Genomic DNA, 11,874 nt, shown 5'->3' on the forward strand with positions numbered 1-11,874 from the left:
GCTCAAGCGTCGACCCGCCCCACAAGGGGAGGGTAAAGAGCGTTACCGTCCGCCGATGACGCCGATATAGTCCGACACCCAGCGGTAATAGGGCACGCACTGGTCGTTCTGGCTGGCGCATTTCGAAACCGGCGTCTTCCAGAACTTGATCTTGTCGAAATTGTCGTAGCCGTTGGTCTTGCAGCCTTCGTCGGTCAAAAGCTCATTGCCCTTGCAGGCGGCGGGCACGACCGGCAGCGAGCCGAACCAGGCCGAGACGTCGCCCTGGACCTTGGGCGACAGGGAATGCTCGAGCCACATATAGGCGCAGTTCGGATGGGCGGCGTCGGCTTCCATCATGGTGGTGTCGGCCCAGCCGGTGACGCCTTCCTCCGGCACGGTCGAGGCGACCGGTTTCTTGGCGGCGACCAGCGTGTTGACCTGATAGGGCCAGGAGCCGGAAGCGACCACGCCTTCGTTCTGGAAGTCGTCGACCTGGATCGCGGCATCGTGCCAATAGCGGCCGACCAGCGTGCGCTGCGTGCGCAACAGGTCGAGCGCCGCCTTGTACTGGTCTTCGTTCAGCTCGTATGGATCCTTGATGCCGAGCTCAGGCTTGTGGAACTTCAGATAGTTGGCGGCGTCCGCGATGTGGATCGGGCCGTCATAGGCCTGGACGCGGCCCTTGTTCGACTTGCCGTCGGGCAGCTTCATTTCCTCGAAGACGACGTTCCAGCTCTTGGGCGCTTCCTTGAAGACATCGGTGTTGTACATCAGGATGTTCGGGCCCCACTGGTAGGGAACGCCGTAATGCACCTTGTCGACGGTGAACCAGGGCGCGTCCTTCAGGCGGTCGTCGACGGTCTTCCAACTCGGGATCAGATCGGTGTTGATCGGCTGCACGCGCTTGCCGGCCACGAGGCGCAGCGAGGCATCGCCCGAAGCGGTGACCAGATCGAAGCCGCCCTCGTTCATCAGCGAGACCATCTCGTCGGAGGTGTTGGCGGTCTTGACGTTAACCTTGCAGCCGCTTTCCTTCTCGAAAGCCGTCACCCAGTCATAACCCTTGTCGGTCTCGCCGCGCTCGATATAGCCCGGCCAGGCAACGATGTTTAGCTCGCCCTCGCCCTTGCCGAGTTCCTTGACCTGGGCCATGGCCTGAGCGGAAAAAGTCAGCGCGACAGTCAGCGCCGTGCACGACTTCAGGAATGCATTCATCATCGATCTCCCATTTTGGCGCATGACCCCGAAACCAGTTCGGCTTTCGGAAAGGACCATGCGCAAACTACAAGGGTCGGAGCTTCATGCTCCGACGGCAGCGCTCTCAAGGCGCGGCTTTGTTCCCTGAGCGAAAAGTGCTGTGAAAAATCCGGTTTCGCAAATTCATTTATCAGAAAGCCGATATCGGTTTTTCCGATAGTTATTTTGGACGCTCCGGACGGAAAACCGCTTCGCACTTTTCCTGGAATTGCTCTGATCAAAGCCTCTGACGCACCATGCGTTGCGACTGGGCGAGGCCGATGAAATCGCGCGCGGCCTGCGGCAGGCCGGAGCCGCGGCGCCAGACGGTGCCGACCTGGACTACCGGCAGCGAGCCGGAAATGTCGCGCGATTCGATGCGGTCGCCTTCCAGCGACCAGGGCCGATAGACGAGGTCGGGCAGCAGCGCCACGCCGGCGCCGGTGGCGACAAGGCTGCGCACCGCTTCCACCGAACGCGTGCGGAAGGCGACATGGGGCCTCGCGCCGATCGCAGACAGCAGCTTGCCGGTGTTCTCCTCGATCTCGTCGACGGTGAGCATGATCAGCGGCTCGGACGCGATGTCGCCGATCGAGATGATGTCGGCGCTGGCCAGCCTGTGGCTGAGCGGGATCCACAGCCGGTAAGCCGAGACTTCCAGGATTTCCGACTGCAGCGCCGTGCGGTCGCGCAGGTTGGACGTGACCATGACGGCGATATCGAGCTTGCCGCCGACCAGAAGGTGCTCGAGATAGTCGCCATTGTCCTCGATGGCGGAGACCTCGACGCCGGGATAGGCGCGGCGGTAGCGGGCAAGCAGATCGGACAAAACATAGCCGGCGACCAGCGAGGTGACGCCGAGCTGCAGGCGCCCGCCGGCGACGGCCTGCTCGCTGGAGAAGGAACGGCGCGCATCCGAGACATCGGCCAGGATCTTGGTCGCGTGGCGCAGGAACTGGTGGCCCTTGTGGGTGATGTTCAAGCCGCGCGGATGGCGCTCGAAGAGCTCGACGCCGAGATCGCTCTCCAGCTCCTTGATCGCCTCGGTGACCGAGGACTGCGAGATCGACAGGTTCTGCGCGGCGCCCGAGACGGTGCCCTGCTCGGCGACGGCGACAAAGAACTGGAGCTGGCGGATTGTGAAAGCCATGGCCGGACTAAACACTGCCGCGTGCGGGAAAGAAAGCGGGCTTTGTCCGCGGTGGTCAGGCCGCCGCAATGGTCAGCCGCGCCCCTGCCCGGCTCAGCGCGGCGGCTATGTCGGGCGGCGGCGGCTGGTCGGTGGCAAGCTCGGAAAAGCCGTCGAAGCCGCACACCCTGACCAGCCCCTGGCGGCCGAACTTGGTATGGTCGGTGACGACCAGCGAGCGCTGGCCGCGCGACAGCACCATGCGGGCGAACTCCGCCTCCTCCAGCTCATAGTCGGTGAGGCCGGCTTCAGCATCGACGGCGCCGATCGAGATCACCGCATGATCGACCGAAAAGCGGCTGACAAACTCGATCGCCGAAATGCCGAAAGCAGCGCCTGAATCGCTGCGCAGCTCGCCGCCGGCCATATAGACCTTGTTGCCGTTCACCGTCGCCAGCGTGCGGGCAATGTCGGAGGAATTGGTGACCACCGTCAACCGGCGATGGCCGAGCAGCTCGCGCGCCAGGAAGGATGTGGTCGTGCCGGTGTCGAGCATGATCGCCTCGCCATCGCGGATGGTGGCTGCGACCATCCTGGCGATCAGGCACTTGGCTTCGGCATTCTCGCGCATGCGCCGCTCGAACGGCGCCTCGCCCACCATCGAGGCAAGGCCGACGGCGCCGTGCATCTTCAGCACCGACCCGTCATCGGCGAGCGGCTTGACGTCGCGCCGCACCGTTTCCTGCGAGACGCCGAGTCGTTCGGCAAGGCTGGCTATGCTGATCGTGCCCTCCTCGCCGAGGAGCCGCAGGATTTCGCCATGCCGTTTCGAGTGGATCATGTGGAATGCCCGAGATTTTGACCGAATTTAAGGCTTTGACAACGCTTTGAAAGGAGTTGCTTATATTTTCGGGCAAAACACCCAAAAAAAGTCACAGCTTTTGATTGACAGCTCTGCCACCTGGGCATGAGAGTGGTTGCAAGTCACAAGGGCTCGGAACTGCTAAGGGAGGGTGATGGCAGAGCCGCAACTTAGTGACCAGTTCATCTGGAACCAGCCAGATTTGCGCTTTTATCGAATCCGCGGGGGCGGATGCCGGGATCCTGAACCTGGCCAAGGGGCTCGTCGGTGCGGTGCGGGATACCGATCCTGGCGTCTCGCACCGACGAGGCTTTTCTATTTTGTCCCATCGTCGTTTTCCGTGGGACCGGTTGAGGCCGGAGCGAAGCCGTGAGCGCCGAAGACCGCATCCGCGCCCTGCCGTGCTGGAACGGCAGTATCGAGATCGAGCCGCTGCCGGGCGGCCTCAGCAACGCCAATTTTGTCGTCACGGATGCCGCGGGGCGGCATGTCGTGCGCTTCGGCCAGGACTTTCCGTTCCACCACGTCTTTCGCGAGCGCGAGGTGATGACGGCGCGGGCCGCGCATGCTGCTGGATTCGCGCCGGCCGTGCATTATGCCGAGCCCGGCATCCTGGTGACGGCGTTTCTCGGGGCAAAGACCTTTCTCGCCGAGGATGTGCGGGCCAATCTTGGCCGCGTGGCGGCGCTGCTGCGCGGCTTCCATCGCGAGATGCCGAGCCATGTCTCCGGCGCCGGCTTCATGTTCTGGGTGTTCCACGTCATCCGCGACTATGCGCGCACGCTTGACGAAGGCGGCAGCCGCAAGACGGATCAGTTGCCGCGCTATCTAGCGCTGGCCGACGAGCTCGAGCGGGCGCAAAAACTGCTGCCGATCGTCTTCGGCCACAACGATCTTTTGCCGGCCAATATCCTGGACGACGGCAAGCGGCTGTGGCTAATCGATTTCGAATATGCCGGCTTCAACACGGCGATGTTCGATCTCGCGGGCGCCGCCTCCAATGCCGGCCTGAGCGACGATGAATCCTTCGCCTTCCTGACCGCCTATTTCATGAAGGAGCCGGACAGCGAGATCCGCCGCTCGCACGCCGCCATGCAATGCGCCTCGCTGCTGCGCGAGGCGATGTGGAGCATGGTCTCCGAGCTTTATCTCGACGCGCCCGGCATCGACTATGTCGCCTATACCGAGGAAAACCTCGTCCGGCTCGACGCCGCGCTGGAGAACTACCGGACGAAATACGGGACCAAGCCATGACCTTGCCCAGCCATGCCGAAATCGTCGTCATCGGCGGCGGCATCATCGGCTGTTCCACCGCCTATCATCTGGCGCGCGACCACAAGGCCGATGTGGTGCTGCTCGAGCAGGGCAAGCTGACCTCGGGCTCGACCTGGCACGCCGCCGGCCTGGTCGGGCAGTTGCGCTCGTCGGCCTCGATCACGCGCGTGCTCAAATATTCGGTCGAGCTCTACAAGGGCCTCGAGGCCGAGACCGGCCTGGCGACCGGCTGGAAGATGACCGGCTGCCTGAGGCTCGCGACCAATGCCGACCGCTGGACCGAGTTCAAGCGGCTGGCAACGACGGCCAAAAGCTTCGGCATGGACATGCAGCTTCTGTCGCCGGCGGAAGTGAAGCGCATGTGGCCGCTGATGGAAACGGGCGACCTGGTCGGCGCCTCGTGGCTGCCAACCGACGGGCAGGCAAGCCCCTCCGACATCGCCCAGTCGCTCGCCAAGGGCGCGCGAATGCATGGCGCGAAACTGTTCGAGGACCTGCGCGTCACCGGCTTTACGATGAAGGACGGCCGCATCACGGCGGTGAAGACTTCCAAGGGCGACATCGCCTGCGACAAGGTGGTGAACTGCGCCGGGCAGTGGGCAAGGCAGGTCGGCGCGATGGCCGGCATCAACGTGCCGCTGCAGCCGGTCAAGCATCAGTATATCATCACCGAGAGGATCGAAGGGCTGGCGAACGACGCGCCGACGATCCGCGACCCCGACCGCCGCACCTATTTCAAGGAGGAGGTCGGCGGACTGGTGATGGGCGGCTATGAGCCCAACCCGCAGGCCTGGGCAACCGGGCTTCCCGGCGGCGACGTGCCCAACGACTGGGAGTTCCGCCTGTTCGACGACGATTACGATCATTTCGAACAGCATATGAGCCAGGCAATCGAGCGCGTGCCGGCGCTCGCCCATGTCGGCGTCAAACAGATGATCAACGGGCCGGAAAGCTTCACGCCGGACGGCAACTTCATCCTCGGCGTGGCGCCGGAATGCGCCAATATGTTCGTCGGCGCGGGCTTCAACGCCTTCGGCATCGCGTCGGGCGGCGGCGCCGGCTGGGTGCTGGCGCAATGGGTGGTCGACGGCGAGGCGCCGCTCGATTTGTGGGTGGTCGACATCAGACGTTTCTCCAGCCTGCACCGCGACCGCGACTGGGTCCGCGACCGCACGCTGGAGGCCTATGGCAAGCATTACACGATCGGTTTCCCGCACGAAGAGTATCTCTCGGGACGGCCACGCATCGTCTCGCCGCTCTATGAGCGGCTGAAGACGCATCGCGCGGTGTTCGGCTCCAAGCTTGGCTGGGAGCGGCCGAACTGGTTTGCGCCCGACGGCACAGCCGCCGAGGACGTCTATTCGATGGGCCGCCAGAACTGGTTCGGCCCGGTCGGCGACGAGCACCGGCATGTGCGCGAGAAGGTCGGCCTTTTCGACCAATCCTCCTTTGCCAAATACGAGCTGACCGGAAGCGACGCGCTGAAGGCGCTCGACTGGATCTGCGCCAACGACGTCAACAAGCCGGTCGGACGGCTGACCTACACGCAGCTTCTCAACACGCGCGGCGGCATCGAGGCCGACCTCACCGTGTCGCGGCTCGGCGAGGAGCGGTTCTACATCGTCACCGGCACCGGCTTCCGCACGCATGACCTGTCCTGGATAAGCGACCATATCGGCTCCGGCCTCGACGCCAGGCTGACCGACGTCACGGAGGAGTACGGCACGCTCTCGCTGATGGGACCGCGCGCCCGCGACGTGCTGTCGGCGGTGACCGATGCCGACGTTTCGAACGCCGCCTTCCCCTTCGGCCATGCCCGCGAGATCGCAATCGCCGGGCACACCGTGAAGGCGCTGCGCATCACCTATGTCGGCGAGCTCGGCTGGGAGCTGCATGTGCCGATCGCCGCCACCGGCGAGGTTTTTGATGTACTGATGGCGGCGGGCAAGGCACACGGCATTCGCCCGGTCGGCTACCGGGCGCTGGAGTCGCTGCGACTGGAAAAAGGTTATCGCGCCTGGGGTTCCGACATCACGCCGAACGACACGCCGCTGGAGGCGGGGCTTGGCTGGGCGGTGAAGCTTCGCAAGAACACCGACTTCGTCGGACGCAAGGCGCTGGAGAACGCGACCGGCAAGCCGCCGACGAAACGCTTTGCCGGCTTCACGGTGGATGAGCCAGAGGTCGTGCTGGTCGGGCGGGAGACGATCCTGCGCAATGGCGAAGCTGTCGGCTACCTCACCAGCGGCGGCTACGGCTACACGGTCGAGAAGAACATCGGCTACGGCTATGTGCGCAATGCCGACGGCGTCGGCGACGAGTTCCTCGCCTCCGGCGACTACGAGCTGGTGGTGGCGATGGAACGCACGCCGGCAAAGATCCATCTCGAGGCGATGTACGACCCGGCCGGGAAGAGGGTAAAGGCTTGACCGCCGGGCCGGTCAGTTGACGCGCAGCACCAAGCCCCGGCTCGGCACGGTATCGGTTTCGCCAGGCATCGAGGCGTAGGGCCGCGTCTCTTCGAGGCGGCTTAGGGTGCCGCGCGCTTCCAGCCCAGCGATGCGCTCCTCAAAGCCGGCATCCCACAGCGTGTTCTTGACGGTCAGCACGATGACGCCACCTGGACGGCAGATGCGGATCAGCTCGTCCAGGCCTTCGACGCCGACATGGCCCGAGGTGAAGACGCCCGCCGAAATGATGCCGGCATAGGCGCCGTCGGCGAAAGGCAGCGTGTCGCCCATCGCCAGGCGATGCAGCGCCGTGTAGACGCCCTTGGCGCCGGCCTTGTCCAGCATGCCTTGCGAGATGTCGAGCGCCTCGACCCGCGGATAGCCGGTGATGGCGAGCCACTCGCCGATCAGGCCGGTGCCGGCGCCGGCATCGAGCAAGGGTTCGGCGCCGCGCGGCAGGTGGCGGGCAAGCAGCGCCAGACAGATCGTCGGATGGCGATAGCCGGCGGCCGACATGTCGGCATCGTAGGTCTCGGACCAGCGGTCATAGATCGCGGCGACCTCATCCGGCCGCTTCGCCGCGTAGGCCGCGCTTAGCGAGCCGCTATGCTTGCCGTCCGTCATCGTCGCCCCTCGAAGCCGATTCATGTGCAAAGGATCATAGCCAAGCCGCCAAAACTGTGGAACCGTCCGAGCGACAACAATGGCGTGAAGGGGACACGACATGACCGACGAGCTGCGCGCTGCGCTGGCGGCCATTCCGGTGCTGGCGAGCTATGATGGGCCGCTGGAGCGGCTCGGCGGTCTGACCAACAGGGTCTACAGGGCGGGTGACGTGTGCCTGCGCATCCCCGGCAAGGGCACCGAGGAGTACATCAACCGCGCCAACGAGGCGGTGGCGGCGCGTGAGGCGGCCAGCGCCGGCGTCAGCCCGCTGGTGCTTTATGCCGATCCGGCGTCCGGTGTGATGGCGACGCGCTTCATCGCCGGCGCCGAGACGATGTCGCCCGAAAAATTCAAGGCGCGGCCGGGCAGCCCGGCGCGGGCTGGCGAGGCCTTCCGAAAGCTCCACTCTTCGGGTGCGGTGTTTCCCTTCCGGTTCGAGCTGTTCGCGATGATCGACGACTATCTCAAGGTCCTGTCGACCAAGGACGTGGCGCTGCCGGCCGGCTATCACGACGTGGTGCGCGAGGCAGGCGCGGTGCGCGCGGCGCTTGCCGCGCAGGCCATCCCGCTTGCCGCCTGCCATTGCGATCCGCTGTGCGAGAACTTCCTCGATACGGGCGAGCGGATGTGGATCGTCGACTGGGAATATTCCGGCATGAACGATCCGCTATGGGACCTCGGCGACCTCTCGGTCGAGGGCAGGTTCGATGCCGCGCAGGACGAGGAACTGATGCGCGCTTATTTCGGCGGCGAGGCGCGGCCGGCCGAGCGGGGCCGCGTCGTCATCTACAAGGCGATGTGCGACCTTTTGTGGACGCTGTGGGGCCTGATCCAGCTCGCCAACGACAATCCGGCCGACGATTTCCGCGCCTATGCCGACGGCCGCTTCGCCCGCTGCAAGGCGCTGATGGAGACGGCGGAGTTTTCGCGGCACCTCGCCGCCGTGCGCCTGGACTAGACCCATCCCAGCGAGTTACCTGAAAACCCTTTGTATCTCGTTCAACGACCCTGTTTCGTCGGACTTTTTGCAATACCAGATGAGCAGCGCGATGGTGCCGATGGGGAAGAACCCCGCAAGCAGCTGATGCCAGCCGCTTCTGTTGATGTCATGCAGCCGGCGCGCGGTCATGGCAAGTGTCGGCAGAAGAACGGCAAGATTCCAAAGCGACGAAACGGCTTCGTTTCCCACAAAGATATCGACTATCCCCATAAGAACGGCGACGATGATTATGAAGAGGTAGGAATACCAGAACTCCGAGCGACTGGCCCTGCCGGAAAAGTTCACATAATTTCGGAAAAAGCTTGCAATCGCTTCACCAAAGTTCATCGACGGCGGCGTGTCACCGAAGCGATTGACGCCGGCCGGCGGTGCCCTCAAGACAAACAACAATGGCAAGCCGATAATGATCAGAATTATGAGCCAATGCCATATCGAGAAACTGCCCATTACTTTCCCCCCAATACTCCAATCCTCGGAGCTATGATTATCCCGCCCGTCCGGCCGGAATCAATTGGAGATTGCACCCGATAGGCGGTTTTCACCGCAAATACTTTCCGGCCGCAAGGGCAGGGCGAGGTGGCCCGAGTCTAATTCACGCCCTTCGGCACGTTTTCGGGCGGCACCGCGGTTTCCACCACCTTCTGGCGATGGAAAATGAAGATGCCGGCAAGCACGACGATCGCCGAGCCGGCCAGGATGCGCGGGCTCGGCACATCACCGAAGAAAACTAGGCCAAAGACAATGGCCCACAGAAGCAGGCTGTAATGCAGCGGCGCCAGCGTCGAGGCCGGCGCCAGCTTCAGCGCCCTTGTGATCATCAGATGGGCCGCGCAGGACACGACGCCAAGCAAGAGCATGGCGCCGAAGTCGAGCGCCGAGGGCGTATTCCATGCGCCGATGGTCAGCGCGCCGCCGACGATCAGCGTGCCGATGGTCTGCCAGGTGACCAAGGTCGTGTCGCTGGTGCCGCGGAGGAGCCGGCCAAGGATGATGGCGAAGCCGAAGGCCACGCTGCCAATCAGCGCATAGCTCGACGACAGCGAGAAAGCCGCCGAGGACGGCTTCAGGATGATCAGCACGCCGCAGAAGCCGACGAGGATCGCCAGCCAGCGGCGCCAGCCGACCTTTTCACCGAGCAAGAGGTGCGAAAGCGCGGCGACATAGATAGGCCCGGCCATGTAGAAGCTCATGACGTCGGCGAGCGGCAGGTGGACGACGGCGGCGTAGAAAAGTCCGGTGTCGAGCGTCGTCGCCACGACGCGCAAGAGTTGTAGCACCGGCCTGTCCATCTGGAACAGCTTGCCCGCGCCCTGGTTGGCGATCATCGGCCCCAGCACGATGAAGGCGCCGATCGAGCGGATCAGCACAACCTGGCCGACGGAAAAACTGGCGACCAGCCATTTGCCCATCGCATCGTTCAGCGCGAACATGAAGTCGCCAGCCAGCATCAAAAGGATGCCGGCGAGCAACACGTTCCGGATCGTGAAATTGCGAGCGATGGTCTGAGCCATGGCGCTCCCTAGCCGCAGGCCGCCGGTTTGACGAGGGAAAATCGGCCAGCCGGTAAGACCAGCGGCGGAAATCGGCTGGTTCTAACCCGCCTTGTGCCGCCGGTTCACCTGCGCCGGACGTCCGGAAATCGACAACCGCGTCTCCTGCCTGGTCCGCTCAGCGACGACCTTGCCCCTGGCGATGACGCAGAGGCGCTCGGGGCGCAGGCGAACGGCCTCGATTACGTTGCCGGCGTCGAGCACGACAAGGCTGGCCCGCTTGCCGACGGCGAGGCCAAGGTGGTCGAGCCCCATGATCGCGGCGTTGACACTGGTGACCATGTCGAAGCAGCGCGCCATATCGGCCGGGCTCGACATCTGCGCGACATGCAGACCCATGAAGGCGACGTCGAGCATGTCGGCGGTGCCCAGCGAATACCAGGGGTCAAGCACGCAATCCTGCCCCCAGCCGACGCGGATGCCGAGCGCCAGCATCTCCTTCACCCTGGTCAGGCCGCGCCGCTTCGGAAAAGTGTCATGACGCCCCTGCAGCATGATGTTGATCAGCGGGTTGGGGATGGCAGAGACACCGGCTTCAGCGATCAGCGGCAGGAGCTTCGAGACGTAGTAATTGTCCATCGAATGCATGGAGGTGAGATGCGAGCCGGCCACCCTGCCCTGCAGGCCGAGACGCTGCGTTTCATAAGCGAGCTGCTCGATATGGCGCGACAGCGGATCGTCGGTCTCGTCGCAGTGCATGTCGACCATCAGGCCGCGTTTCGCCGCGATCTCGCAAAGCTCCGTCACCGAGCGCGTGCCGTCGGCCATGGTGCGCTCGAAATGCGGAATGCCGCCGACGATGTCGACGCCCATATCGAGCGCCCGGACAGTGTTCTTGAGCGCCGTCGGCGAGCGATAGAGGCCGTCCTGCGGAAACGCCACCAGCTGCAGGTCGATATAGGGCGCGACGGTTTTCTTGACGTCGAGCAGGGCTTCCACCGCGAGCAGCCGGTCGTCGCAGACATCGACATGGCTGCGAATGGCGAGCAGGCCCATCGACACGGCCCAGTCGCAATAGGCGAGCGCACGCTCGCGCACGGCCTCATGCGTCAGCAGCGGCTTCAGCTCGCCCCAAAGCGCGATGCCCTCGAGCAGCGTGCCAGACGCGTTGATGCGCGGAATGCCGTAGGAGAGGGTGGCGTCCATGTGGAAATGCGGATCGACGAAGGGCGGTGAAACAAGATTGCCCCGCGCGTCGATCTCGGTCGGCGCCGACCCTGTCAGCTTCTGCTCGATCGCGCGGATGGTTTCGCCGGCAATGCCGATATCGGCAATCCTGCCGTCCGGCAGGGTGCCGCCGCGCATGATGAGGTCGAAATCCATCTGTCGTCACCCCTCTCAAGACCTGGCGATCATCGTGGCCGAAAAGACAGCCTTACGCAGCCTTTTCTTTCCCCGGCAGCCGAAAGGTTCCATCGCGCCGCAACTCGCTCTATAAGCCGCCTCGCGCCCTCGTGGCGAATCCGAAATTCTTTGCCAGTCAGACACAGGATCGGCCGTTGTTTCGCTTCTTCCGCTCCACGGAGAACCAGCGCCTTGTCGCGAGGCTCGTGAGGGAATCCTTCCAAGAGCACAAATTCGGCTATGGCGCCGCCATCGTGTCGATGCTGGTGGTGGCCGCCATGACCGGCGCCAGTGCCTGGATCCTGCGTGAGATCACCAACGAATTCGTCGTCTTCAAGAGGCTCGACCGCGTCAATTTGATCGCTGCCGGGGTCGCGGGG

10 protein-coding genes are annotated in these 11,874 nt (G+C 64.1%); 3 read left to right on the forward strand and 7 right to left on the reverse strand.

Annotation, left to right across the window (positions count from 1 at the left end):
* Positions 1 to 42: 42 nt before the first annotated feature.
* From EOA24_RS13445 to EOA24_RS13455, 3 genes are all read right to left on the reverse strand, one after another.
* Positions 43 to 1,197: an ABC transporter substrate-binding protein gene (locus tag EOA24_RS13445; RefSeq protein WP_127258174.1), complete on the reverse strand. Its 1,155-nt coding sequence runs from the start codon at positions 1,195 to 1,197 to the stop codon at positions 43 to 45.
* A 259-nt stretch (positions 1,198 to 1,456) separates the two neighbouring features.
* Positions 1,457 to 2,368 carry a LysR substrate-binding domain-containing protein gene (locus EOA24_RS13450; protein ID WP_126079711.1) on the reverse strand — a complete coding sequence of 304 codons (912 nt, stop codon included), beginning with the start codon at positions 2,366 to 2,368 and terminating at the stop codon, positions 1,457 to 1,459.
* 55 nt (positions 2,369 to 2,423) lie between these two features.
* Positions 2,424 to 3,188, reverse strand: a complete 765-nt coding sequence (locus EOA24_RS13455) for a DeoR/GlpR family DNA-binding transcription regulator (protein WP_126079712.1) — start codon at positions 3,186 to 3,188, stop codon at positions 2,424 to 2,426.
* 390 nt (positions 3,189 to 3,578) lie between these two features.
* Here EOA24_RS13455 and EOA24_RS13460 point away from each other — a divergent pair, with 390 nt between their 5' ends.
* Both EOA24_RS13460 and EOA24_RS13465 read left to right on the forward strand, forming a co-directional pair.
* The gene (locus tag EOA24_RS13460) at positions 3,579 to 4,463 is read left to right on the forward strand and encodes a phosphotransferase family protein (protein WP_126079713.1); all 885 of its coding nucleotides are present in this window, start codon (positions 3,579 to 3,581) and stop codon (positions 4,461 to 4,463) included.
* Positions 4,460 to 6,913, forward strand: coding sequence for an FAD-dependent oxidoreductase (locus tag EOA24_RS13465; RefSeq protein ID WP_126079714.1), 2,454 nt, complete (start codon positions 4,460 to 4,462; stop codon positions 6,911 to 6,913). The genes EOA24_RS13460 and EOA24_RS13465 overlap by 4 nt, the downstream gene beginning before the upstream one ends.
* 12 nt (positions 6,914 to 6,925) lie before the next feature.
* On the opposite strand, the gene EOA24_RS13470 is transcribed toward EOA24_RS13465, so the two are convergent.
* On the reverse strand, positions 6,926 to 7,558 hold the full coding sequence (locus EOA24_RS13470) for a class I SAM-dependent methyltransferase (RefSeq protein ID WP_126079715.1): 633 nt from the start codon (positions 7,556 to 7,558) through the stop codon (positions 6,926 to 6,928).
* A 100-nt stretch (positions 7,559 to 7,658) separates the two neighbouring features.
* Between EOA24_RS13470 and EOA24_RS13475 the strand changes: the two genes are divergently transcribed.
* Positions 7,659 to 8,558 (forward strand): phosphotransferase family protein, encoded by a 900-nt coding sequence (locus EOA24_RS13475; RefSeq protein ID WP_126079716.1) that lies wholly within the window; start codon positions 7,659 to 7,661, stop codon positions 8,556 to 8,558.
* 15 nt (positions 8,559 to 8,573) lie between these two features.
* Here the strand turns inward: EOA24_RS13475 and EOA24_RS13480 are convergent, their stop codons facing one another.
* From EOA24_RS13480 to EOA24_RS13490, 3 genes are all read right to left on the reverse strand, one after another.
* Positions 8,574 to 9,047, reverse strand: a complete 474-nt coding sequence (locus EOA24_RS13480; protein WP_126079717.1) for a DUF805 domain-containing protein — start codon at positions 9,045 to 9,047, stop codon at positions 8,574 to 8,576.
* Positions 9,048 to 9,187: 140 nt separating this feature from the next.
* Positions 9,188 to 10,111 (reverse strand): DMT family transporter, encoded by a 924-nt coding sequence (locus EOA24_RS13485; protein WP_126079718.1) that lies wholly within the window; start codon positions 10,109 to 10,111, stop codon positions 9,188 to 9,190.
* 81 nt (positions 10,112 to 10,192) lie between these two features.
* Positions 10,193 to 11,473, reverse strand: coding sequence for an amidohydrolase family protein (locus tag EOA24_RS13490; RefSeq protein WP_126079719.1), 1,281 nt, complete (start codon positions 11,471 to 11,473; stop codon positions 10,193 to 10,195).
* Between the last annotated feature and the right edge of the window lie 401 nt (positions 11,474 to 11,874).

Source organism: Mesorhizobium sp. M2A.F.Ca.ET.039.01.1.1 (assembly GCF_003998035.1).
GTDB lineage: Bacteria > Pseudomonadota > Alphaproteobacteria > Rhizobiales > Rhizobiaceae > Mesorhizobium.

Excerpts from the sequence above, each read along its gene's own strand:
- EOA24_RS13445 (WP_127258174.1), bottom strand. The coding sequence starts at position 1,197 with ATGAATGCATTCCTGAAGTCGTGCACGGCGCTGACTGTCGCGCTGACT.
- EOA24_RS13450 (WP_126079711.1), bottom strand. The coding sequence starts at position 2,368 with ATGGCTTTCACAATCCGCCAGCTCCAGTTCTTTGTCGCCGTCGCCGAG.
- EOA24_RS13455 (WP_126079712.1), bottom strand. The coding sequence starts at position 3,188 with ATGATCCACTCGAAACGGCATGGCGAAATCCTGCGGCTCCTCGGCGAG.
- EOA24_RS13465 (WP_126079714.1), top strand. The coding sequence starts at position 4,460 with ATGACCTTGCCCAGCCATGCCGAAATCGTCGTCATCGGCGGCGGCATC.
- EOA24_RS13470 (WP_126079715.1), bottom strand. The coding sequence starts at position 7,558 with ATGACGGACGGCAAGCATAGCGGCTCGCTAAGCGCGGCCTACGCGGCG.
- EOA24_RS13475 (WP_126079716.1), top strand. The coding sequence starts at position 7,659 with ATGACCGACGAGCTGCGCGCTGCGCTGGCGGCCATTCCGGTGCTGGCG.
- EOA24_RS13480 (WP_126079717.1), bottom strand. The coding sequence starts at position 9,047 with ATGGGCAGTTTCTCGATATGGCATTGGCTCATAATTCTGATCATTATC.
- EOA24_RS13485 (WP_126079718.1), bottom strand. The coding sequence starts at position 10,111 with ATGGCTCAGACCATCGCTCGCAATTTCACGATCCGGAACGTGTTGCTC.
- EOA24_RS13490 (WP_126079719.1), bottom strand. The coding sequence starts at position 11,473 with ATGGATTTCGACCTCATCATGCGCGGCGGCACCCTGCCGGACGGCAGG.